The organism is Enterococcus sp. AZ140 (assembly GCF_051714405.1).
GTDB lineage: Bacteria > Bacillota > Bacilli > Lactobacillales > Enterococcaceae > Enterococcus_B > Enterococcus_B pernyi.
This window is the reverse complement of the sequence record NZ_JBIORU010000001.1, coordinates 147551-171154: the sequence shown is the minus strand read 5'-3', so window position 1 is coordinate 171154 and position 23604 is coordinate 147551. Positions and strand designations below refer to the sequence as shown.

The 23604-nt window shown below is 38.5% G+C and carries 27 protein-coding genes; 6 read left to right on the top strand and 21 right to left on the bottom strand.

Annotation, left to right across the window (positions count from 1 at the left end; genetic code table 11):
* Window positions 1–4: 4 nt before the first annotated feature.
* Genes IGJ39_RS00860 through IGJ39_RS00850 form a run of 3 tightly spaced genes read right to left on the bottom strand, consistent with a single transcriptional unit; the run spans window position 5 to window position 2503 of the window.
* A complete protein-coding gene (locus IGJ39_RS00860; protein WP_019723414.1) occupies window positions 5–766 on the bottom strand; it encodes a 3-oxoacyl-ACP reductase in 762 nt (253 codons plus the stop codon).
* Complete coding sequence (locus IGJ39_RS00855) at window positions 763–984, bottom strand: DUF2829 domain-containing protein (protein ID WP_010734410.1); 222 nt, start codon at window positions 982–984, stop codon at window positions 763–765. Before IGJ39_RS00855 ends, IGJ39_RS00860 begins: the two co-directional genes overlap by 4 nt.
* Window positions 974–2503, bottom strand: a complete 1530-nt coding sequence (locus IGJ39_RS00850; RefSeq protein WP_019723413.1) for a helix-turn-helix domain-containing protein — start codon at window positions 2501–2503, stop codon at window positions 974–976. Before IGJ39_RS00850 ends, IGJ39_RS00855 begins: the two co-directional genes overlap by 11 nt.
* Window positions 2504–2936: 433 nt before the next feature.
* On the opposite strand from IGJ39_RS00850, the gene IGJ39_RS00845 reads away from it, so the two are divergent.
* Window positions 2937–3671, top strand: a complete 735-nt coding sequence (locus IGJ39_RS00845) for an MIP/aquaporin family protein (RefSeq protein ID WP_019723412.1) — start codon at window positions 2937–2939, stop codon at window positions 3669–3671.
* Window positions 3672–4082: 411 nt separating this feature from the next.
* On the opposite strand, the gene IGJ39_RS00840 is transcribed toward IGJ39_RS00845, so the two are convergent.
* Both IGJ39_RS00840 and relB read right to left on the bottom strand, forming a co-directional pair.
* Window positions 4083–4349 carry a type II toxin-antitoxin system RelE family toxin gene (locus IGJ39_RS00840; protein WP_029594059.1) on the bottom strand — a complete coding sequence of 89 codons (267 nt, stop codon included), beginning with the start codon at window positions 4347–4349 and terminating at the stop codon, window positions 4083–4085.
* Window positions 4312–4578, bottom strand: a complete 267-nt coding sequence (gene relB / locus IGJ39_RS00835) for a type II toxin-antitoxin system RelB family antitoxin (RefSeq protein WP_065095885.1) — start codon at window positions 4576–4578, stop codon at window positions 4312–4314. Before relB ends, IGJ39_RS00840 begins: the two co-directional genes overlap by 38 nt.
* Window positions 4579–4781: 203 nt before the next feature.
* Here relB and IGJ39_RS00830 point away from each other — a divergent pair, with 203 nt between their 5' ends.
* Together IGJ39_RS00830 and IGJ39_RS00825 are read left to right on the top strand one after the other, a co-directional pair.
* Window positions 4782–5030, top strand: coding sequence for a type II toxin-antitoxin system RelB/DinJ family antitoxin (locus IGJ39_RS00830; protein WP_019723614.1), 249 nt, complete (start codon window positions 4782–4784; stop codon window positions 5028–5030).
* Window positions 5027–5323: a hypothetical protein gene (locus IGJ39_RS00825; protein ID WP_019723615.1), complete on the top strand. Its 297-nt coding sequence runs from the start codon at window positions 5027–5029 to the stop codon at window positions 5321–5323. The genes IGJ39_RS00830 and IGJ39_RS00825 overlap by 4 nt, the downstream gene beginning before the upstream one ends.
* A 58-nt stretch (window positions 5324–5381) precedes the next feature.
* Here the strand turns inward: IGJ39_RS00825 and IGJ39_RS00820 are convergent, their stop codons facing one another.
* The 3 genes from IGJ39_RS00820 to IGJ39_RS00810 are packed head-to-tail and all read right to left on the bottom strand — an operon-like array spanning window position 5382 to window position 7282.
* The gene (locus IGJ39_RS00820) at window positions 5382–6278 is read right to left on the bottom strand and encodes a metallophosphoesterase (protein WP_019723616.1); all 897 of its coding nucleotides are present in this window, start codon (window positions 6276–6278) and stop codon (window positions 5382–5384) included.
* An 18-nt stretch (window positions 6279–6296) separates the two neighbouring features.
* Complete coding sequence (locus IGJ39_RS00815) at window positions 6297–6656, bottom strand: iron-sulfur cluster biosynthesis family protein (RefSeq protein WP_010734414.1); 360 nt, start codon at window positions 6654–6656, stop codon at window positions 6297–6299.
* Between the two features lie 47 nt (window positions 6657–6703).
* Window positions 6704–7282, bottom strand: coding sequence for a GNAT family N-acetyltransferase (locus IGJ39_RS00810; RefSeq protein WP_010734415.1), 579 nt, complete (start codon window positions 7280–7282; stop codon window positions 6704–6706).
* 219 nt (window positions 7283–7501) lie between these two features.
* On the opposite strand from IGJ39_RS00810, the gene IGJ39_RS00805 reads away from it, so the two are divergent.
* Both IGJ39_RS00805 and IGJ39_RS00800 read left to right on the top strand, forming a co-directional pair.
* On the top strand, window positions 7502–7798 hold the full coding sequence (locus IGJ39_RS00805) for a hypothetical protein (RefSeq protein ID WP_010734416.1): 297 nt from the start codon (window positions 7502–7504) through the stop codon (window positions 7796–7798).
* Between the two features lie 67 nt (window positions 7799–7865).
* Window positions 7866–7988, top strand: a complete 123-nt coding sequence (locus tag IGJ39_RS00800; protein ID WP_010734417.1) for a hypothetical protein — start codon at window positions 7866–7868, stop codon at window positions 7986–7988.
* Between the two features lie 185 nt (window positions 7989–8173).
* Here IGJ39_RS00800 and IGJ39_RS00795 read toward each other — a convergent pair whose 3' ends face one another.
* Genes IGJ39_RS00795 through IGJ39_RS00780 form a run of 4 tightly spaced genes read right to left on the bottom strand, consistent with a single transcriptional unit; the run spans window position 8174 to window position 11803 of the window.
* The gene (locus tag IGJ39_RS00795; RefSeq protein ID WP_019723617.1) at window positions 8174–9127 is read right to left on the bottom strand and encodes a siderophore ABC transporter substrate-binding protein; all 954 of its coding nucleotides are present in this window, start codon (window positions 9125–9127) and stop codon (window positions 8174–8176) included.
* A gap of 21 nt (window positions 9128–9148) precedes the next feature.
* The gene (locus IGJ39_RS00790) at window positions 9149–9904 is read right to left on the bottom strand and encodes an iron ABC transporter ATP-binding protein (RefSeq protein WP_019723618.1); all 756 of its coding nucleotides are present in this window, start codon (window positions 9902–9904) and stop codon (window positions 9149–9151) included.
* The gene (locus IGJ39_RS00785; protein ID WP_019723619.1) at window positions 9901–10860 is read right to left on the bottom strand and encodes an iron chelate uptake ABC transporter family permease subunit; all 960 of its coding nucleotides are present in this window, start codon (window positions 10858–10860) and stop codon (window positions 9901–9903) included. Before IGJ39_RS00785 ends, IGJ39_RS00790 begins: the two co-directional genes overlap by 4 nt.
* Window positions 10853–11803, bottom strand: a complete 951-nt coding sequence (locus tag IGJ39_RS00780; RefSeq protein WP_195339475.1) for an ABC transporter permease — start codon at window positions 11801–11803, stop codon at window positions 10853–10855. The genes IGJ39_RS00785 and IGJ39_RS00780 overlap by 8 nt, the downstream gene beginning before the upstream one ends.
* A gap of 383 nt (window positions 11804–12186) precedes the next feature.
* Between IGJ39_RS00780 and IGJ39_RS00775 the strand changes: the two genes are divergently transcribed.
* The gene (locus IGJ39_RS00775) at window positions 12187–12627 is read left to right on the top strand and encodes a YueI family protein (protein WP_019723621.1); all 441 of its coding nucleotides are present in this window, start codon (window positions 12187–12189) and stop codon (window positions 12625–12627) included.
* 233 nt (window positions 12628–12860) lie between these two features.
* Here the strand turns inward: IGJ39_RS00775 and IGJ39_RS00770 are convergent, their stop codons facing one another.
* The 9 genes from IGJ39_RS00770 to rnc form a co-directional block, all read right to left on the bottom strand.
* Window positions 12861–13175 (bottom strand): hypothetical protein, encoded by a 315-nt coding sequence (locus IGJ39_RS00770; protein WP_019723622.1) that lies wholly within the window; start codon window positions 13173–13175, stop codon window positions 12861–12863.
* 274 nt (window positions 13176–13449) lie between these two features.
* The gene (locus IGJ39_RS00765) at window positions 13450–13947 is read right to left on the bottom strand and encodes an SMI1/KNR4 family protein (RefSeq protein WP_410300785.1); all 498 of its coding nucleotides are present in this window, start codon (window positions 13945–13947) and stop codon (window positions 13450–13452) included.
* A 50-nt stretch (window positions 13948–13997) separates the two neighbouring features.
* Window positions 13998–14444 (bottom strand): virulence protein, encoded by a 447-nt coding sequence (locus tag IGJ39_RS00760; protein WP_195339476.1) that lies wholly within the window; start codon window positions 14442–14444, stop codon window positions 13998–14000.
* A 103-nt stretch (window positions 14445–14547) separates the two neighbouring features.
* The gene (locus tag IGJ39_RS00755) at window positions 14548–14703 is read right to left on the bottom strand and encodes a hypothetical protein (protein WP_438764114.1); all 156 of its coding nucleotides are present in this window, start codon (window positions 14701–14703) and stop codon (window positions 14548–14550) included.
* A 95-nt stretch (window positions 14704–14798) separates the two neighbouring features.
* On the bottom strand, window positions 14799–17081 hold the full coding sequence (gene gshAB, locus IGJ39_RS00750; RefSeq protein ID WP_019724316.1) for a bifunctional glutamate--cysteine ligase GshA/glutathione synthetase GshB: 2283 nt from the start codon (window positions 17079–17081) through the stop codon (window positions 14799–14801).
* Window positions 17082–17482: 401 nt separating this feature from the next.
* Window positions 17483–18481, bottom strand: coding sequence for a signal recognition particle-docking protein FtsY (ftsY, locus tag IGJ39_RS00745; RefSeq protein ID WP_010734424.1), 999 nt, complete (start codon window positions 18479–18481; stop codon window positions 17483–17485).
* A 12-nt stretch (window positions 18482–18493) separates the two neighbouring features.
* Entirely contained in the window at window positions 18494–19303 is an 810-nt protein-coding gene (locus IGJ39_RS00740; protein ID WP_010734425.1) for a Cof-type HAD-IIB family hydrolase, read from the bottom strand.
* Between the two features lie 8 nt (window positions 19304–19311).
* Window positions 19312–22893, bottom strand: a complete 3582-nt coding sequence (smc, locus tag IGJ39_RS00735) for a chromosome segregation protein SMC (protein ID WP_019722585.1) — start codon at window positions 22891–22893, stop codon at window positions 19312–19314.
* Between the two features lie 12 nt (window positions 22894–22905).
* Window positions 22906–23598 (bottom strand): ribonuclease III, encoded by a 693-nt coding sequence (rnc, locus tag IGJ39_RS00730; protein ID WP_010734427.1) that lies wholly within the window; start codon window positions 23596–23598, stop codon window positions 22906–22908.
* Between the last annotated feature and the right edge of the window lie 6 nt (window positions 23599–23604).

Genomic DNA, 23604 nt, shown 5'->3' with positions numbered 1-23604 from the left:
TCAGCTATTTAAGCAACCATCCACCATCGATTGGAACGATTGCTCCATGGATATAACTCGCTTGAGGCGTCGCAAGAAATAACGTCAATTCTGCTACTTCTTCCGGCTGTGCCCAACGCTTAACAGGCGTTTCTTCTGCGACCCATTTGGCCATCTCTCCGTCACCTGCAAAATCAGCTGCATTCATCGGTGTTTGGATGGCGCCTGGTGCGATGGCTTTTACACGTATTCCTTGCGCAGCATAATCAAGCGCTAACTGTTTCGTAAATCCAATGATTGCATGTTTGGCACTCGTATACGCGATCCCACCACCGCCAGCCACCATACCTGCAATGGAGGCCATATTGATGATCGTTCCCGTTTGCTTTTCGAGCATATCAGGCAACACTTGTTTTGTTAATCGAAAGAGACTTTTTACGTTGACCTCATAGATCCGATCCCAAAGTGTTTCGTCTGTGTCTAATAAAGGCTTGTAGCCATCAAGAATCCCTGCGGTATTCAATAAGATTGAAATATCGCCGACTTTTTCATGACACGTAGTGACTGCTTGTTCAATCACTTCTTTTTGTGAAATATCACCGAGAAATGAGATAAAATGCGTAGGATATTGTATGGCTAGTTCTTCCATCTTACCTAATTTCAGATCCACACCAAATACTTTCGCTCCTTGATTTAAAAAAGCTTCTGCTTGTGCAGCACCGATTCCTTGAGCGGCACCTGTCACAAAGACGACTTGATTCGCTAAGTCCGGATAATGATTCGTCATTCAACGATCATCCAATCTTCTGCTAGAATATCGCAAACGGTTGGCGCAAAGCTAGAAAATCCTTCGTCGCTCGTTTTGATCAGAAAATAAGGCGTTACTGGACAACCATCAAATTCATCATCGGATACTAGAACAACATATAATTCAAATCCACTCCAACCTTTTCTAATAACCTTTGCACCTGTTTTTAACTGTGGCAATACTTCTTCAAATGTCATGATTTTTTCTCTCTTTCTTTATTTGGATTTCTTTAATTTTATCAAATAAACGGATATAATCCGAGAGTTCAAGTTCATCTGTAACGATGAAATAGTCTAGATCCGCCCAAGGTTTGCGATGGATCTTGCTTGTGGATAGTAATAGATCGACCTCTCTTCCTCGATAATCCGCTGGTAAAAAGTACAACTGATACTCCTCTCTGAAAAAGTGCCTTAAGTTTTCTTTTAGTAATTCTTCTTCAAAAAGAGGAAAGTCCGTCATCAGTAAAATAGTGACTTTTGGTAATTGTCGATCAAAAACACGCATCGTTTTTAACACGGTTAGATACCTTCGCATCAAGAAAGTCGCATTCTCATAGATCCACTCGTCTGCACGTTGTGTTGCTCGATTGAAAAAATTCAGCAACCATTGTTTCAATGACTCATTTTCACTAACGAAGTGTCTAGAAAAATTGCTACCTTCCCCATCAACCATTTCCTTCGCATGAGGAAACAAGTACGCGAACAGATGACTACTTAGCAAATAGTTCTCTGCTTCTTTGGTGAATGATTCCTCGGCCAACTGCTTTTCTTCGCAGTATGCTGCTAACGCATTCTTCATTTCTAATAGAGCTATAAAAGGAGCGGTTTGTTGTTTTCGGTGAAAAGCAAAAATCTGCTGACGGATTCCTGACGATTGATAATATTCTTCTCTGGTCATCAGCACTAGAAATAGTGCACCTAATTCTTCTTTCCCTTGGAAATAGTTTGGAAAAAAAGGCGCCATCCACTGACTGAATGCTTCAAAGAGTGGATTTTTTTCAATCAACTGTCGTTTTTTATTATTTAAAACCACAAAATGCTTTTGGGATTTACGTAAGAAAAATGCACCTAACATATACTCTAATCGCCGTTTCTTGATCTCATTCAACCGAACATCAAAAAACTGTAAAATCTGGTCAGCAATTTGTTTGACGTCCTGTTGTGGAATAGTTTCGAAGGGCCAAACTTTACCACGAAATAACTGCCAAAAAGTCATATGTAGGTATAATCGAATGATTTCTTCTTCTCCACACGCAATATAGCTTCCTCTTTTGAGTTGGATACCATACCTCGAAAATTGTTCTTTCCAATCATTGATTTTCCGATGAGCAGTTGACTCACTGATATAATGCTTTTGTGAGAATTGATAGAGCGTATGAAATTCTTCAAAAAAAATGTCGTGCAATAGCTGGTATTTAAGCGTACTTTGCACGAGGTAAATCAAAAAGCGTTCACGTTCAATAGGATCCAGAGAATCATAAAAATGATAACCCGATCGATGATTCTTCGTAAATAAAGATTGCTCTTTTCCACTGAATAATTGATAATTTTTGATCAATTCAACTAAATATCTGGTTACACTTCGTGCGTCTAGTTGAACCTTTTGTGCAAGTTGTGCCGCTGTGTGCCCTACCTGATCCTCAAAGCTTTCGAGTAAGAGCACCTTGTAATATAAGTCTTTGTCAAAACGTTTTAAGTACTCAGAAGACAAATACAACGACTTCACCCCTTATCGACTATTTTCCTCATTGTAGCATATAATCCTTATTGAAACACCAAAACAGACAAGCTAAGGAGGCATTCAATTAAAGTAATTCCCTTCTTTTTGTAGACGATTCACTCATCGTGCATCGTGCGATTATTCGTTCCATTTCAGTTTCATTTTTTCTGAAATTTTCAAAAAATGTTTGTTGATAGCAACAATATTTGATAAAATTCACTATTTATTTTTGATATATTTATAGTTAGGGTTGGTGTTTTGTGTCATAGGGTTTTATCAATGTGTCGACTGTTGCTCGGATTTCTTTCTATAAAGAAGTCGTTTTTTATTTTGCACTTATCACGACAACAGAAGTACACCTCTTACGGAACACTTCACCCGCTGTGTTGTTGTTTCTTTTTTATATTTCAATAAATTAATGGAGGGTATTATGGATTATTCACTTATGACCCGTCTAGCGGCGGAACTACTTGGTACAGCATTATTGATCGTTTTAGGTAATGGTGCTGTCGCAAACGTAGATTTAAAAGGAACAAAAGGATATGGCAGTGACTGGATGCTGATTGCTGTTGGTTATGGTTTTGGTGTGATGATGCCAGCAATGATTTTTGGTGGCATTAGCGGAAATCATATCAATCCGGCATTTACGATTGCTTTAGCCTCTAATGGTTTATTCCCTTGGGCAGAAGTCGTACCTTATATCGTTGCACAATTACTTGGAGCAGCTCTTGGACAATTGATCGTGGTCGCTTGTTATAAACCTTACTATGATCAAACTGAAGATGTAAACCATGTCTTAGGAACTTTCTCAACTATCAACAGTGTTGGTTCTAAGTTCAATGGTTTCGTCAACGAATTCTTCGGATCATTCGTGTTATTCTTTGGCGCGTTAGGTATCACAAAAGCACCTTTCTTCCAAGATAACTTAGGAACAGCTCACTTAGCTCTTGGTTTCTTAGTTTGGACATTGGTCGCTTCACTAGGTGGTCCTACAGGCCCTGGATTGAACCCAGCACGTGACTTTGCACCTCGTTTGGTTCATGCGTTGTTACCATTGAAACATAAAGGTTCTTCACAATGGGATTACGCTTGGGTTCCAGTTGTTGCGCCGATTTGTGCCGGTGTTGTAGCAGTATTTGTCTACAAAGCATTATTTATGGCATAAAATTAATGAATACTATAAAAACGGAAATCTTTGGAAGCAATTGCTTAGATTTCCGTTTTTTATTGATTTCAAAGCTAAAATCATCCTCTGATTGGCTTAATATCATTGGAATCATCTTTATGCCAGTTTCTATGTTTATCGGATATCTTTCAATATTTGTTTTCAATCAAGGCCAGGTAGCACCTTACCCAATCGGCATGACTCATACTTTACTTTTCGGCTTGGTACTCTTCGTGTTCGGCGTGATAAGTTTTATCTTTATCAAAAATAAGAATAAAATCTCGGTTAGATAACTCAATACAAAGGCATCTCATTCCTTTTTGAATAAGGTGCTTTTTGGTTTGACTTGGTGAAAAATATTTGAATACAAAAAACCGAAGTGTATAACCATTCACTTCGGAGTAGATTCTACTATAGATATATATTTTTTCTATGTCCTACTTCTAATGCTAAAACAATCAACTTTTCATCATCAATCTTTGTAATGACGCGATAATTTCCTATTCTGTATCGCCATTTACCTGTGTAGTTCCCCACAAGTGGCGTACCTGTATATATAGGATTTTTTGTGCCTTCGATCTGTTTATGTAACCATCTTAAAATAGTTGTTGCATCGAATTTTTCTGGTTTTCTTATTTGTCTATCGAAGGTAGGCGTTGTTTTTACCGAGTAGCTCATTTTTTTCACCTATATCATACTCCTCTAAAAGAACAGATAAATCATTTGATTTTTTATCTTTCAAATACTCTTCATAAGCTAAATCTCCTATTTTTGCATCATACGCCTCTTCTAAAGCATCTAATGTTTTTGTTTTAAGTAATTCAGAGAGACTCTTTCCTTCAAACTTAGCCATTTCATCCAAAATTTTTTTCCCATCTTCTGTCACACGAACTGTAATTGTTGCCATAATGATCCCCTCCTTTTGCTTTATTCGATAGATATATTAATTATAAAACACCTATGAATATAAGAACACAGCGTGTTCGTTCGTTGGGAGAATTTTTTTCTTTATTCATCAATAGTGCAAAAAAGAATGTTCTTATTGTACATATCTCCAAATAGGTGTACAATAGGTGCATGAATAGCACAAAAAAGAGGACTGAACTTACTATGGAAACAAATAAGACAAAAGAACGATTAAGTATCAATTTAGACAGTGAATTGAAAAAAGAAGTTGGTAGTTTATTATCTGATTTAGGGCTAGATTACACGACAGCAATTACGATTTATTTTAAGCAAATTGCCAAGAAAAAAAAGATCCCTTTTGAGCTTTCGACAACAAGTTATTACACGATCGATGAAGTTGCTGGGCAGGATTGGCGAAATAAGGTAGCGGAGATCAAGGATGAATGGGAATGATCTATGAAGTAAAATTAACAGAAAAATCAAAAATAGATTTTCAACAGCTCGATAATAGTCAAAAACAACAGATCCTCAAATCTTTTATGAAAATAGAGTTACATGGGATGCAAACCGGGCAACAATTACATGGAAAATTAAAAGACTGTAGAAAACTAAAACATAAGCGTTTAGGATTAAGAGTTATATTTAGAGAATCAAATTTTGGTATAGAAATAATTGAAATCATAGCAATTGGTAGACGCTCAGATAATGAAGTCTATACAATAGCTGAGAAAAGATTGGGACGATAAAAAATACATAAAAGCCCCCCCAGTGTCAGTTTCGATGACACTGGGGGGCTTCACATTTTCAGTAAGCAATCACTGTTAACGCTTGTTCAAACTCTTGTTGCAAATGTTGCAATTGGTACTCCTTAAATTCTGGACGATGCGTTCGTAATAATACGCGTAATTTCATTGGATTGTAACGATCAATCAATTGATATTCATCGATAAAATCTCGTGTCAATTGCCATTCGTAATAATAGCCAAACGGCCGACAACTATACGTCGTTCCTTGGAGTACTTTATCCTCAAACCGTCGATGCGTATGCCCAAAGACGACTTGTTGAAGATTATCGTATCGATCGAGTAGTTTTCCAAATGAAGCTGAACCTAAGAACGCATTGAGTTGGTTCCAACGTTCATAAGGCGCGTTTTGGTAAACAATGAATTCTTGTTTTGGGACAAAATGTGTTGATAAGATCACATTCATTTTCTTTTTGTGTAGCGTATCCAATAATGATCGTGTTGCTTCTACTACTCGATCATTCACTTCTAGATCCGTTCCATCTCGCTCAATCAAGCGGTCATACCAGTACAAACGCTTCATCCGCACGATTTTCTTCACGTCTTTTTCTTCTGAGAATTGGTAATCATACCAACCGTTGATGCCTAATAACACGGTTTTCTCATTTAATGGAATATAGCGCTCATTCAAAAAATGGACGTCTGGAAAATGGCTGATCATTGCTTCGCCAGTAACATCGGCTAACTCATGATTGCCAAAATGGAAAGTCGTTGGTAGTCGCTCTGCAAAAAATTCAGCGACTGCGACACAACGATCGACTTTATTGGCGGTATCCCCAGCCAAATGAAGCCGAGTAATCTTTTTTTGTTGTAAGACTTCCCATAAGAGCATTAATTCAGCTTCGCCAAATTGATTGATGTCCACATGTAAGTCACTGATGATCGCTAAATTTCCCATTCTTTTTCCTTCTAAATCTTAGATAGTTGATGTGACGATTTGGAGGTTATTTTTGATGATTCCTCCTGGTCCTTTCAGTTGCAGACTCTTGTAAGTTGGTTCTACTGCTAACGTCGTCGGATTATCCAAATAAACGAGTGCGCTTTTCTTGATTTTGATTGGTCCCATTTGGGTATCGACTACTTCAGAATATAAGCTTAGATCTGCCGATGTTTCTTTTTCTACAATAATCAGACGAAAAGAAGTATCGATTTGGCAAGTGATCCGGCTATTCGCAAATGGTCCATCTCCGTCTTCTACATCTAGCAATAATTGTTCATTGTCATTCACTTTTCCACGAAGCAGTTCTTCCGCTTCTTTTGATACGATAAATTCCATCTTAATCACCTCAATTTTAGCTTAATGATTTTTGTACGAAGTTGCAACTAACTTGTTTTTGGGTGACCTTCCAACCAAGCTTTTTTGGTAATTCCTTTAAGAACGATTGAAATGATTTCTCCTTTTTCTCGTTTTGCATCAGGAATCACAGCTTCTTCTCTCATTCCTAACTTGTCCATCACTCGTCCCGATTTACTATTTTTCGTATTATGATAAGCAAAGATCCTTACGAGATCCATTTTTTCAAAGCCCAATTTCAGAAGCGCTTTTCCAGCTTCCGGCATGATTCCTTTTCCCCAATACTTTTTATTTAAAGCGTAACCTAATTCAGCTGTATCATCGCCTTCTTGTATCCGCAAATCGATCGTACCAATCATCTTGCGGTTTTCTTTCCATTCAATAGCATATTTTCCAAGCGGTGATGCCATAAAAAAATTCGCAACACTGATTTTTGTATCTTCGATCGACTGATGTCGAGGGAAAACAAAGCGGGTCGTTTCTACATCATGGGCATATTCAAATATATCTTCTACGTCTTCCAATGTGATTGGTCTTAAAATCAGACGTTCCGTTTCTATGACACGATTTTCTGCAAACACTAAGTTTCGATTGATCAATAATTCCATGTGCATCCCCTACCTTTTTCTTTAGTTTAAATTACTGTATCGAAATTCACGGAAAGAAGCAAGACAAAACTTAATATCTCCTTAAAATAACAGATTAACTATAGATAGGCGAAAAAACTTAAACAATTGCTGAAAAAGAATAATTATTTGTTCACGATTTATTAACAAATTTTAGCTATTGTTATCTTAACAACTAAACAAGCACTGGAGGTCTTACTTATGACAGAGTATATAAAAAGCATTTACTTTATTGAAGAAACACAGAACATTGAAGGATCTTATATTGAAGTCAAAACACTATTTGTTGATGAAGACAAAGAAAAAGCATTGTCGATCTATCACAAATTAGCAAAGAAAAAACCAAACTACTTCGGATTGATTTTAAGTGAGTACAAAATAAAAGCGGAAGATAGTTATTTTTATCAACTTTTGAAACGTTGGTCAAAACTGCCAGCTGACTTTTATCGTCAAGTCAAGATCGTCAATTATCAAGCATTAGCCGAAACACATGCTTGATTCTATGCTTTAAGCTTTCTCTAAGGTTCGCCTTGTATCCTTTAATCAAATCAAAGGAGGCGATCTTATGTTCCGACAATGGCTTGCTCACTTTTTCCATGATACAACCCCACGAATCGATCCTTATGAAGTCGATAATGAATTTACCCTTACACTAGATTTTCCTAACGATCAAACAATCACCCATTGAATCAGAGGTTGTGATAGAAGTGCCTAGCTCCGAGAAATAAGCCGAGAAACCCGAAAATTGTTTTTCAAATTTTGGGTTTCTCGGCTTATTTTTGAAGGTGCTACTTCTGGAACACCGTTTATTCAGTTGTAGGATGCAAGATGACTGATGTACCAGGCTCATTTTCTTAGTTATTCATTGAAAAATTATTTTAGCGCTTGATTGACATCTTCAATCATTAAATTCATTGATTCAAGTCCACCACCACTCAAATACCATACATCTGGTTGCAATGAAATTACTTGATCATTTTTACCGGCATCTGTTTGTGCCACTAATTCATTGGCAGCTACGTTATCGTTGCTTGTATCTCCACCAATTGCTTTGGTACGATCGATCACAAATAAAATCCCTGGGTTCTTCTCTAAAACATATTCATAAGAAACACTTTGACCATGTGTAGACGCCTCGATTTGATCATCGGCTTGTTTAAAGCCAAATAAATCATGAACGAGTCCGAAACGTGAACCTGAACCATATGCTGAAAGTTGCCCTTCATTCACTAAAGTAACTAAAGCTGTTTGATCAAGCGCGCTGGCTTTCTCTTTTACTTCATCGATTTGTTTCGTTAAATCTGTTAATTTTTCTTCTGCCTCTTTTTCTTTATCAAAAATCTTTGCCAATGTTGTCACATTTTCTTGCATCGATTCCCATGGCTTTTCTGCATCCATTGCTAAATATAGTGTTGGGGCAATTTGGCTCAACTGTTCCTGATAATCACTTTGACGACCGGAAATAATAATCAAATCTGGTTGCATCTCATTGATTTTTTCCAAATCTGGTTCTTTGATTCCTCCAGCAGATTCAACTTCTTGATATTTTTCTAAGTAAGCAGGTAAATTTTTAGTTGCCGCTCCTATGACTTTGTCTCCAACACCTAATGCATCAAGCGTATCTAATGATCCATTGTCGAACACTACAACTTTCTCAGGGTTTTGTTGCACTTCTACAGACTCACCATTGCTATCTTTGACTGTCAACATTGTATCCGTTGCGACAGTACTTGATGCTGTTGTTTCACTCGTTTGTGCTTCGTTATTTCCACATGCTGCTAATCCTAATGATGCTATGACTAAAAATCCTAAAACTATTTTCTTCATTTTGACGCTCCTTCGTAGTTTTTAGAAATAAAGACAAAATCTGCGTCCTTCGATTTCACAGATTCGAATGTCCATTTCGTATAATTGATCTAGTACTTCTTTTTTAATAATGTCGTTCGTTTTGCCTTGTCTAAATAACTTCCCTTGTTTCATTGCGACGATTTCATCTGCGTAACTCGCTGCAAAGTTGATATCGTGTAACACAATGATGATCGTTTTTCCTAATTCTTGTACAAGGCGCTTTAAAATTTGCATGATTTGTACCGCAAAATTCATATCGAGATTATTGAGTGGTTCATCCAGCAAAATGTAATCAGTATCTTGCGCAAGAACCATCGCAATATACGCTCGTTGCAACTGTCCCCCAGAAAGCGTGTCGATCATTTGGTCCTTCAGTTCTTCCAACCCTAGATGCTGGAGTGATTCTTCGATGATCTGATGGTCTTTCGTTGTCAGCTTTCCTTTCGAATAAGGAAAACGCCCGAACGATACAAGCTCCTCGACTGTGATTTTCATACTGATCTCATTGGATTGTTTCAAAATAGCTAGTTTTTTTGCCATCTCTTTGGACTTCCAAGCTTTTACTTCATTGTGATCCAAGTAGATCTCACCTGCATCTTTAGGAATCAAGCGACTGATCATAGAAAGAACGGTTGACTTTCCTGCGCCGTTTGGACCGATGAAGGCTGTCAATTGTTGATCCGAGATTTCCAATTGCAAGGCCTCGACGACCGTTTTTCCTTGGTAAGACTTCTCGACACTATTCAAATTGATCATCCCAGTTCCTTCCTTTCTCGAATCAATTTTGTAATAAAGTAAATACCCCCTGTGAACTCTACAACCACACTGACCGTCGTGTTCCACCCAAACACTTGCTCAACGATCAATTGTCCCCCAGTCAAAAACAAGAAAGCAATCAAAAAACTTCCTAGTAGCAAAACACCATGACGATACGTTGCAAACAAACGATAGCTGACGTTTGCGACAATAAATCCAAGAAAGGTGATTGGTCCCACTAAAGCAGTGGCTGTTCCTGTCAACAAGCTGACACAACAAAGAATAGAAAATTGAAAACGCTCTGTCTCAATCCCAAGGTTCGTTGCTTGATCCTTCCCTAAATGAAAGACATCCAGAAAATGTCTTTTATAAAAAAGGAACACCCAACAACAGCCAATCAACAATGCAGCAGGTAGGAGGTAGGCAGTCTGGACATTACCGAAACTAGCAAATAACTTCCCTTGCAACAAATCATATTCATTCGGGTCCATCACCACTTGTAAAAACGTACTGATACTATTGAAAAGTGTCCCTAAAATCATCCCCGTCATCAATAATAAGAATAAGTTAGGGGCTTCTTTTCGTAATAAAAAGAAAAACAATAACTGGCTTAAGCCAACCATCAATGCCACGTTGACTAAGAAAAAGGCTGTGCCTGTTTGCTGAAGCATCGTCACCCCACCAATCAAGAAAAAGAGGAGGGTTTGAACAAGTACATAGAGGGAATCGAGCCCTAACACAGAAGGTGTCAAAAATTGATTTTGGGTAATCGTTTGGAAACTAACGGTCGCACTGCTCGTCGCGAGTGCCACTAAAATGAACGCTATGATTTTTTTGCTTCGTAAGGCCCATGCAAATGCCCAATTACCATACGTATTGATAGTCAAATAACCAATCGTCACACCAATCACGAGTAGAGACAAAATAAAAAATAGACCAGTGATCTTTTTACCCATGTTTGCGCCCCCTTACTAACAAGTAAAGAAAAATCAAACCACCGATGATCCCTACGATGACGCTGACTGGGATTTCATAAGGAAAAATCACAAGACGAGCGATCATGTCACAGATAAGCAAAAAGATACTACCAAAAATGGCGGTAATTCCTAACGTTTTATGTACCTGATCCCCATAGAGCTTTGCTGTGATATTTGGAATGATCACTCCCAAGAAAGGAATCGTCCCAACCATGATCAAAGTGATCGCACTGGCTAAAGAAACAAGGCCAATCCCTAGTAGTTGCATGTTGCGATAATTCATCCCTAAATTCACTGCGAACGATTCACCTAAGCCTACGATCGTAAATTGATAGGCAAAAAAAGATAAGATAAGTAATAAAGGAATCGTTACATACAGTAATTCATAATTTCCCCGCATGACTGTTGCAAAATTTCCTTGTAGCCATGAAGACATATTTTGTACTAACTGAAACTGATAGGCGAAAAATGTTGCAGCAGAGCCGATAATATTTCCTAGCATCACGCCGATCAATGGTAACATCAGCTGATTTTTTTGTGGAAAAAATCGTGCAAAAGATAAAAATAAGAGCGTACCTGCAAACGCAAATAAAAATGCAGTTGCTGAACGAATCCACAAAGAAGCATTCGGTAAAAAGAGCATCACCACTAAGATACCCAATCTCGCACTATCCATCGTGCCTGCTGTCGTTGGTGAAATAAATTTATTTTGAGTCAGATGTTGCATGATCAACCCACAAATACTACTCGTTGCCCCTACCAGTACTAAACAAATCGTTCGCGGAAAACGTGTCGCCAACAACAATTGCATACTCTGTCCTTCCAATCGGATAATCTCCATGAATTCCACTCGAGACACGCCAATAAATAGCGAACATATACTTAAAATAACTAACAAAACCATCAAGCGACCCACGCGCATTTCCCTTTACCTCGCTAACTGAGAATGATTCTCATTCTTATTCTAAGTGAAGCATTGAACAAAAGCAACCGTTTTTTAATGAAATAAGAGCAATCCCTATAAATTTTAGAATACGTGTACGATACAAAAATAAAATTCATTTTTGTTTCTGACCTTAAAAATGTGGGAAGCTATTTCTCAATTTCTGCCTTAATGCTTGGAGCTAAACGACTTTCTCACCACCTGGCTACACGGTGATCCAAAAGCTAACCTTCAACACTAAGCTAGAAAATGACAAAATATGAAAAACTATTTTTCAATTTTCTAGCTTACTGATCAGGTCAAAATGCTTCTGTCACAACCTCTATGTTATAATGACTTAAAACAACAAAGGAGGAAATTGGATGGCATCAGATGAATTGAAAAATCATTTGGACAAAGGAATGTATGGCACGCCCTTGGTCAACCCAGAAGAACAGCATAAATACCTAGGTACCTTTCGTGAACGTTGCTACCTCAGTATGACCGTTGCTGAAATGAATGAGCCGACAAATAAAGAAAAGTTCCTACAAGAACTAGAGAAACGACCAGAAGCATTTATTCTGATAAATGGCACTCTGCCCCTCGATATCCAGAATCAATACATCCAATTGGCAACGAAAAACCAAACGAAATTCACTGTTGTAAATGATCATGTTTCCGAAGATCCGGAAAGTATTGGTCTACTGATTGCGGCCAAAGAAGCGGTGAATGAGCCCGTTATTGACGTAGAAGAAAAATATCCAACGAAACAAGAAGAAGAACACCCAAAGAAAAAAAGCTTTTGGGACCGATTATTCAAATAATTTCTAAAAGTTCACTCGATTCTTTGAGTTTCTAATCAAAATTTGTCAGCGTTCGTATGTACCTGTGGCAAAACAAAAAATCATTCACAAACTAGATAAATCTAGTGATGTGGATGATTTTTTTGTTTATTACAATCGTTATTAAGTTTTTAATTTTTTGCTCCATTCCTAGGTAATTTCCACATATTTTGATTTATCATGAACTATTTAAAATATGTGCCTTTGTCATACAATTATTGATTGCTAACACTCACTGAAAGTATCATCCCAAAACAAAGTTCTACAATTTCCTGATTTTCTTTAAAAATCTTTAGATACATGTCTTCCTTTTTTAATTCTGTAATATTGTAAAAATCTCCATAAAAAACATCTGCTTCTTTATAAGTCAAAAATACACTGATTTGGTTTTCATAAGTCCTTATAAAGATTTTCAGCTTAAAATCATCTCGGGAAATTTTATACATGATATTACCATAACCTATATTATCAGTTATACTCTCACCTTCTGATAGGAAAAGCTCCATCAATTCTAACTCATCATATTTCATTTTCTTATCTCCCTTACTTAGGAATCACTGTAATTACTAATTCCAAACCATTAATTACTGTAGTATCAGTAGTGTCGTCAATCATATCTGCACGACAATTTATGTTGTCTCTTTGTAGATAACTTTTCTTTTTAGCTGTTTCATTACTTCAAATATCCAAATGAAAATCATACTTGTAAGCATAGATCCAATTTATTATGAAGACACACTAGTATCCTTCTACATATCAAATTAAGGTTTTAATAGGCTACCTTGTCAGATAATTGTTTATATATTAATTGATTTCGTCTTTTACCATATCTAGAAGAAATTCTCCAAAATCATTGTATAAAACTTCATTATTTTGCGATCCTTCAGGAAAACCCGGGAAATATGAGGTTATTTTAGGTTCATCATTTTCATTTAATTCTTTATAATTCAAGCAATACATTTCTCCCATTCCAGTGTTATACAAAATAACTAAGTGCCTTGGCATATTTACTAATTTCCGTTCATTCAAAGTTGCCCAAACGGTATCAGGAACACCAGAATTTTTAAAATCCTCTCTGAAAACCCCGTAAATTTCAATTGAGCCAAACGTTAAAGCACCAAAAGATGATAAAAAAAGTTGATAATCTTTTGGAAATTGTAATTCAAGCTCTAGTTGGGCCGACCGTATGAGAGTATCAGAAGCGCCACCAAAATCGTCTGCTATATTCTTATTTTCTTCTATTATTTTTTTTGCCCTATTGTACTCATTGATCATTCCATCATCTCCTTTATTTAAAATCATTTACTCTATTTTTCCAATAGTTAGAACGCCATTTATTAAAAGTTTTTCTATCAATTCCAGATGGTACATTGCGAGTAACAACGTATTTGATTGAGTTGAAACCCTTGGTGTTCTTCTGGCATATAAGGTGAAAGAAGCAGTTGCCGTATCCCTTCTGCTTGGGTGATAAATTGATTCATTTGACGAATTTGCGCTTCTAATTCGGATTGCTTCAAGCTAATGGAATCAACTTGATTTATGTATTCCTGTGGAAATCGTTTCGCTGCTTTTTCGACCGCTTCAGAGAGTAAGATCCCTCCTTGGACGAGTGGATAAAGTACTTGGGAAAAGTAGGCTTTCGCTGCATCGTACGCTTTTCCTTTGAGATTGGGCGTTTGTAGGGTGAACTGGGTCATGGCTTGTTGGAGATTCTGGTAATCAGTGACTTGTTTTTGGCAGAAGTGACTAGTGCTACTGGCTTGTGTTAGGGAATCAGCTAAGTACATATCGATACTCATACGTTTTATTTCCTTATGTAAGTTGGTATATTTATTACTTGCTCTAAAAAATTCCTCCCTATATTTTTTGTACCGCTTTCAAAAACAGTATAACAAATCATCACTAGCCATAGGATGAAAGTTCGATTAGATAGATCTCGTTACCTAATTTCATTAAGTTTGTAAGTACATCCTTGTATTTCGGACCGTAAAATTTGGAATCTTCCTCATCACGGTACTCATAGACTGTGTAAGCAATATTCAATAATAATTGATTCAAAAATAAGCAACTTGATCCAAACAGGTAAGCTGTTTTTGGATCAAGTTGCTTAATGTGGCTGAACACTTTTATACAGCCCTTTTTAACGACTTATTTTAGTTCTCTTTTCGTGTCTTGATCACTTCAGGATACAACAATTCCAACACATTCATCGTCAGTCTTCTGCCTTTTCCAGCAAATGGATAAACGTGCATGTGCATCGCTGGATTGAAGTTGGCTTCGATGATGCCATAGGCTTGGTCATCTGTTTGAGGATCAATATCTTTATCTGGAATGATCAGGTCGATCCCGCTGATTTTTGCACCTAAGGCTTCTACTGCTTGTTGGGCAATTTGCTTATACGCGTCTGAAAATTCATCTGTTACGTCGATTGAATCGCCACCTGTACTGATATTGGAATTTTCGCGTAAATACACGACTTGATCTTTTGCAGGAACAGAATGGATCGTTAATCCTTGTTCTTTTAACATCAACTGCTCGAGTTCACCTAACTGGATCAATTCCAATGGCGCACGATGATGACTGCCTCTTAATGGATCTAGGTTTTTTTCAGCGACAAGTTCTTCTACCGTCCGTTTTCCGTCACCCACAACATTGGCAGGAACACGAAGTAAGATCGCTTTTACTTGCCCATCGATCACAAAGAAGCGATACTCTGTTCCAGGCATGAACGCTTCAACCAATACAGAAGTATCTTCACGAAAGGCGATTGCTAGCCCTGCATTGTAGTCCTCTAAGGATGCTCCTTCTTTGAAAATCGTGATCCCTAATCCGTAATTTGTCGATTTTGGTTTAATGACAAAGGCTTGTTCTGCAAATCGCGGATACGCGTTCAAAGCCTCTTCGATTGAAGTAAATTCGGCTCCTTCAGGTACACGGAATCCGGCCTCTTTTAGCACTTTTTTAGTGACTGTTTTATTTTCCATGATCAATGGCACAATGTAGCTGTCTTTACTTGTCATATTGGCATTTTTCACATATTCGATATGCTCTTGATGCTGTAGACGTAAAAATTGATCTGATTCATCTATGACCTTTACTTCGATGCCCTTTTGGATCGCATCAAACATCAGAATCTGTGTCGACAGTTCCATGTCACGAAATCCCGCTAATTGATACGAACGTTCATGACTTTCTTCTTCATACTGTTTTCCTAAAGTATAAGCAAAGTCATGCTGGCTTGTTTGTTGTGCTTGCTGATAAATCTTACCTGCCAATGTTTCACGTGGCTCATCCAATTGTGCGATCATGTCATCGATCAATGGTAGGCGTTCGGATTGTCCTAAAGCTACAAGCATTTCTTTCATGCCTTGAAGAAGCAGCATTCCTTCATCATAAAAAGCAGTTTGATCCATAGGGTTCTCTAACGACACGTGTTCATTTCGCTGCTCGCCTTCTTCGACCCATGCATCGACTGCTACGTCATGTTCCATCCATAGCATATACATTAAGAACGATTGTAAAAACTGAACTTGTGCTTGACTGATCCCTACACGTGCGTAAGGATTTAAATCAATATTTCTCAGTTCAATATAGCGAATACCTGATTTTGCTAAATCAGCTACACGTTTTCCACCACGAAAACGGATCGGTGCATAGAATTCTTTTTCTTCGGATAACTTGCCTTCTTCCACCATTTTTTCAATATCGGTTAAATATTGTTGCATTGACGCATAGGATACTTTGACATTCGGATGGTTCGTATAACCATAGGAACTATTACGAATACTGCGTACCGGTTCTGCTGGTGCTGGCTTGCCGACAAAATAGTGGTCTTCACTTAGAGGTGACGCCCCAAACAAATAAGTGATCAACCAACGATAACGCAAGAAGTTCTGTGCTGTTTTAAAATATAATTCTGTTTTAAATGCTGCAAAGTCGGTAAACTCTGTTTGTTGTACAAACAAGGATTGTAAAAGATCATCACCAAACTCAAAGTTGAAATGGATGCCGCTGACCATTTGCTTGCGTTTGCCATATTCCTTTGCTAAATAACGACGATACAAGACATCTTCAAAATTAGAAAGCTTCGCAATCATGATCTCTTCGTCTTTTTCAGGTAAAGCCGGAGGCATGCTTAAAGGCCAGATCATTTCATCATCTGCCATTGAGCGTGAAGCAACGTCGTAGATTGCTTCCAAGTATTTAAAAAGTTCGTTGATAGAATCCGTGACCGGAGTAATCAATTCGACTTGAGTTTCACTAAAATCTGTCTGGATGTATGGATGATACGTACGATCCCCAAAAATCTCAGGATGATCGGTTGTTGCCAACTTTCCAGAGAAGTTCACACGTTGCCCTTCACGTTCAACCCCAAAACGGGCTTGACTAATGAATGGTAGTGAACGAGGATGCAGTAATAATTCTTTATAGTTCATGGTTAAATGTCCTCCAATTCATATGTTTCATTATAGTAAAAACCGACAAGAAAAAGAATGAAATTGTTTGAAAATGAGAAAAAAGGGGTGTTTTTTTAAAAAAACACCTGATATTGTAGGAAAATGACTCCAAACTGAACAACAAGATAGCACATAGCCAGATAGGACAGTCAAAAAAATCGCTGGTTCATTTTTGGTTTATATTCGAAATATTGTTCCTTGAATATCGCTAGTCCATTGGAAGGAAGGAGAAAAAAGAGCCTGAAACAAACGGAACCTCTTCAAAAATAAAGGGAAAACCACGGAAATTTAAAGAACGATTCCCGTGGCTTCTTTTTTATTTCTTGAAGTTGAACACCTTTGTTACAAGCTCTTTAGATGAACTTATGCTCATATACTGTTTATTCTTCTTTCAATAAGCCTTTAAATAGACCGATGACAAAGTCATTTGGATCAAAAGCTTCTAAATCATCGATGCCTTCACCCAAACCAACAAGTTTGACCGGCAAGTGCAATTCATTACGAATGGCTAAGACGATTCCACCTTTAGCTGTACCGTCTAATTTTGTTAAAACTAGCCCTGTCACATCAGAGGTTTCTTTGAACTGTTTCGCTTGGACCATGGCATTTTGCCCTGTCGTCGCATCTAACACAAGTAAGATCTCATGTGGTGCTTCTGGTAATTCTCGTTGGATCACACGTTTGATCTTCTCTAATTCGTTCATCAAATTGACTTTGTTTTGCAGACGTCCAGCTGTATCAACAAGTAAAATATCTGCTTGTTGTTCTTTGGCTTTTTCGATGGCATCGTAAACGACTGCCGCAGGATCACCACCAGCTTTGCCTCGAACCACTTCAACTTCTGCACGTTCTCCCCAAACGACTAACTGATCGATCGCACCCGCACGGAAAGTATCTGCTGCGGCTAACAATACCTTTTTGCCTTCCGTTTTGTATTGATGTGCTAATTTACCGATACTCGTCGTCTTTCCTACACCATTGACACCAACAAAGAGGATCACTGTTAATCCTTCTTCTTGGAGATTCAATGTATTGACTTCATCGATGCCTTCTTGCTCATAAAGCTCAACTAATTTTTCGATGATCGCATTTTGGATCTCAGCTGGTTTCTTGGCATTTCTTAGCTTCACTTCTTGGCGTAACGCTTCAGTGATCTTGATGGCTGTTTCAAAGCCAACATCTGCACCGATCAATGTTTCTTCCAATTCTTCGAAGAAATCTTCATCGACCGTACGGAAATTCGCAAACAGTTCATTCATTCGTTCACCGAACGTTTTACGGGTCTTTTCTAGACCCTTGTCATATTTCTCTTGTACTTCTACTTCTTCTGGTGCTTCTTCACCAGTAAAGGCTCGTTTGATCTTATCAAAAAATCCCATAGTATACCTCCTTTACACTAAAACAAATTGTTGGATCGCTTTTGCTACCCCATGTTCGATGTTACTTGCCGTGACATGATCAGCGGCTTCTTTGACAAAAGGTACCGCATTTTCCATGGCTACACCAAGTCCTGCGTATTCGATCATCGGTAGATCATTTTCCTCATCTCCGATTGCCATGATCTCACTACGTTCAAGTCCTAAATCTTTCGCTAATAAAGAAATACCATATGCCTTAGTGACGCCTTTTGGCATAAATTCTAATAAAACATTGCGCGTTTTGATAATCTCATACGACTCATAATAAGCGCTTGGAATCTCCTTGATTTTTGCATCTAGTTCTTCTTGCTCATAGGCAATGACTGCTTTGTTCAACACAAACTCATCTGTGATATCAGCTAGTACTGCTGGTTGGAATTGCAATAAGTTGTTTAATACATTGTACATCGATTGCTTTTGAGGCGCACTAGGTAATTGCAAGACGACATTATCTGATAAGACGTCTAACGGCAAGTCTAGTTCTTGTGCCAACGCATAAAGACGATGGATATCAGACACAGACATCGCTTTTTTCTCGATGATTTCACCTGTATCATTTTTCTGCACTAAGCCACCGTTGAAGGTAATGCTATAATCGCCTTCTTCGACTAAACCTAATTCTTGTAAATAGTGAGCCATCGCTGCTAACGGACGCCCCGTGCATAAAACGATTTTTACCCCTTGTGCTTTTGCTTGAGCCAAAGCTTGTTTATTCTCAGATGAGATTTTCTTTTCTTCGTTCAATAGTGTTCCGTCTAAATCGATAGCGATTAATTTGATCATTTCGTCCCCTACACTTTCGTTTCACTCATTCTTCCTTCTTCATTGATGTCTTCCATACGGACAGAGACGATTTTTGAAACCCCAGACTCTTGCATGGTCACACCGTATAAGACATTTGCAGCAACCATCGTCCCTTTACGATGCGTCACTACAATAAACTGTATATCGTCTTGGAACTCGCTGAGATAGCGACCAAAGCGTTTGACATTGGCTTCATCTAGCGCAGCTTCGACCTCATCAAGGATACAAAACGGTACAGGGCAGACACGAATAATCGAAAAGAGCAACGCAATCGCAGTCAATGCACGTTCTCCTCCTGAAAGTAAACTTAAACTTTGTAGTTTTTTACCTGGAGGCTGAACTTCGATTTCAATCCCTGTCTGCAACAAATCAGTCGGATCAGTCAACACAAGCTCTGCGCGACCGCCACCAAACATATTTGGGAAAACGATTTTGAATTCTTGGCGGATTGCTTCAAAAACTTCTTTGAAACGAGTCCGTACCTCATCGTCCATTTCATCCATTGTTTCAAATAATTGATCCTTAGCCGATAATAAATCATCCCGTTGCGCAGCCAAAAAGGTATGACGTTCATTCACTTGCTCATACTGCTCAATGGCGTTCAGATTTACTGGGCCTAAACGATCGATTTGTTGTTTCAACGAAGCAACTTCTACCCGGCTGTTCGCTACATCCGTTGTTTCTTCATAAGATTCACAGGCTTTTTCATAATTCATCTGATACTCCGTTTGAAGATAATTCAAATGATTATCCAAAATCATTTCCGCACGATTCTTTTGGACCTCTAACTGTGACTGCTCTGTCAAAAGTTCTTTTTGTTTACGGTTTTCAGCTAATAGGTCGGCATCCAACGCATCGATGGTCGTTTGCATTTCTTCACGTGACTGTTTGGCGTCTTCTAGAGAAGCTTTTAAGCGATCTCTTTCTGTCGCTAAATCAGCGATTCGTTGATCTAAGCTTTCTTCTGTCAGTTCGTGATCAGAGAAGTCCGCAGTCAATGCATGCAGTTGTTGTTCTAGTCCTTCTTGTTTGGCTAATGCCTCATTTTTTTGTACGCGTGCGCCACGTAGTTGGATCTGTAAGTGATTGTATTGCTCTTTCAATACGGCTAATGAGGCTTGCTCCTGTGCTTGTTTTTCCTGGATCTGCGCGCGACGTTCTTCCATCTTGTCACTTTCTTGACTCAATGAACTGATTTCCGCATCGATCTCTTGGCGTTGTACTTCTAGTTCTTGCTGTTTTGCCAAAAGCTCTGCCTGTTGTTTTTGGTAATTCTCCATGAATTGTTGCAGTTCACGCGTTTCATAACTTGAGATTTGCTGTTCTTTTTCAAAACGAGTGAGTTCGTTGGCCACATTTTGTCGTTGATTTGCTACTTCTTGTTCTTCAAAGCGTAACTGTTCCCCTTGTGTCCGCAGAAGTTCTTGTTCTTCTGCCAAAACCGTGACTTCTTGTTGCAATGCTTGGACCTTCTTTTCTTGACTTTGCAACTCCTGATCGGCTTGTTGAAACTCACTCGTCAATTGTTTTAATTCTTGATTTTGTGCAAATAAACTTCCTTGATTGCCTCGCTTCGTCGCCCCACCAGTCATTGAACCACCGGCATTCATGACATCACCTTCTAGTGAGACCACACGATACTGGTAACGAATCTGTTGGGCAATGGCATTGGCACTTGCTAAGTCTTTTGCTAATAGAATCGTCCCTAATAGATTGTGAACGATTGTCTGGATCTGTTCGGGATAAGTCACTTGTTCGCTAGCGATCCCGATAAACCCGTCAACTGTTTGCGCTTGTGCAAAAATATGTGCAGGTAATTGGCGAGGTTTGATTGTCGTTAATGGTAGAAACGTTGCTCGTCCACCTTTTTGTTGTTTTAGATAAGTGATCGCTTGACGTGCATCGCCTTCATTTTCAACAATGACATGTTGCGCTGAACCACCCAAAGCTGTTTCGATTGCCAATGTATAATCAGCTGGAACATCGATCAATTCAGCAACCGCCCCAACGATCCCAGAGAGGCGTTGCTTTTGTTGCAAGATCAAACGAACACCTTGATAGAAGCCAAAGTAATTTTCTTGGATTTCTTGTAAACTTTTCTGACGTGCCCGTAATTGTTGGACTTGGTTCATCAGTTGATACATTTTGGGCTGTTCTTTTGCCAAACGCTCTTGTGCTTGTTTTCCTTTTGTTTGCACAAGTTCAAGTGACGCTTTGACCTCATTCAATGCTTGCTGCAGCTTTTCATGTCGCTCTGTCAACTCGATTTGCTTGGCGGACATTTCCGCAACATTCGCTTCCACTTCCGATTGTTTTGCTAGTGTTTGCTGACTTTTAGATGTCTCTTGGACATATTGACGCTCCAAGTACTTCAATTCATTGCCGACAGTTGCTTGTTCTTGCATCAGATCGACATACTGATCGCGTAATTCTGCCAACAATTCTTTGGTTGATTTTTGGTATTTTTCCAATTCTTGTTGCGTACTCATCAGTGCTTTTTCAGCCTGTTGGATCTCTGCTTCTTTTTGACTGACTTCTTGGGTCAAAGTCGCTTGTAATTCTTCAAAATGAGCCACTTTTTCTTGCACTTCAGTTAAAGAAGCTTGGTATTCTTTTGAGCTCTTTTGGGTATGCTTCGTTCGCTCAAGTAATACTTCTTTTTGTCCTTCTGTTTGCTTTAATTTTTCTGACAACGCTAATAACGTTTGTTGATTTTTTTCGATCATACGATCGGCCTGGTTATTTTGTTTGCGTTTGTCGGCTAATAACTGTTCCTTTGTTTGGATCTGTGTCGTTAAGGATGTTAGTGATTGGTTGAACTGATCTAATTGTAGTTGTCGTTCATCCCACTCTTTTTTTGCCGCTTTGATTTCAGCAATCATCAAAGAGATATCTGTGTTAGTCAATGTTTCTTTTAATCGTAAAAACTCCTTCGCAGCCTCACTCTGGGCGGCCAAAGGAGTTAATTGCTCTTCAAGTTCATAGATGATATCTTGGACACGGCTTAGATTATCCTCTGTTTCAAAAAGCTTTTGCTCCGCCTTTTTCTTGCGCTGTTTGTATTTCAAGACTCCAGCTGCTTCTTCAAAAATCCCTCGTCGATCTTCTGGCTTACTACTAAAAATCGCTTCGACTTTTCCTTGAGAGATGATCGAAAATGATTCTTTCCCTAAGCCAGAATCCATAAATAATTCTTGGATGTCTTTCAAACGACAAGGTTGTTTATTGATGAAAAAGTCGCTTTCACCTGTCCGACGGTAACGACGTGTTACACTGATCTCACTATACTCTAGTGGCAAGTAATGATCAGAGTTGTCTAATACGACGGTTACTTCAGCGACATTCAATTGTTTACGGGAATCAGAACCGGCAAAAATAATATCCGGCATTTTCCCACCACGAAGGCTTTTCGCAGACTGTTCTCCTAGTACCCAACGGATGGCCTCGGTAATATTACTTTTCCCGCTACCGTTTGGTCCAACGACCGCTGTGACACTATTTTCAAACTCAATGATTGTTTTATCTGCAAATGATTTAAAGCCGGCTATTTCAATGCGTTTTAAATACACGAAGTCTTTCCCTCACTTACTTAGTGCTGCTAAAGCATTCTCAGCAGCAGCTTGTTCTGCTAGTTTTTTCGATTTTCCTTGTCCAGTTCCAATCAACCGATCATCCACGTATACTTCGATCCAAAAAATACGTTCGTGTGCTGGACCTTCTTCATTGATCAAACGATATTCGATCAACACGTCTCCTGCTTTTTGCAATACTTCTTGTAATCTTGTTTTATGATCCATCTCATGGGAAAAAGCACCGGCACGTACCTTCGGAAAAATCACCGTTTCAATAAACGCATGTGCTGCGTCAAATCCTTGATCAAGGTACAACGCTCCTAAAAAGGCTTCAAACAGATCACAAAGAAGCGCTGGACGGGTTCGTCCACCTGAGTTCTCCTCACCTTTTCCTAACAGGATGTACTGATCAAAACGACATTCCTTGGCAAATTTGGACAAACTATCTTCACGTACGATAGCTGCACGAGTTTTGGTCAATTTTCCTTCTGGGATATCTGGATACAAACGATACAGATATTCAGAAACCATCAACTCTAATACAGCATCTCCCAAAAACTCAAGACGTTCGTTGTCGGATAGTTGCAAATTGCGATGCTCATTCACATAGGATGAATGGGTAAAAGCTTGTTCAAGTAAGTTTAAATCGTGAAAAACGATGCTATACTTTTCTTTCAATTCTTTTGTTAGCTGATTGTCCATTTCCCA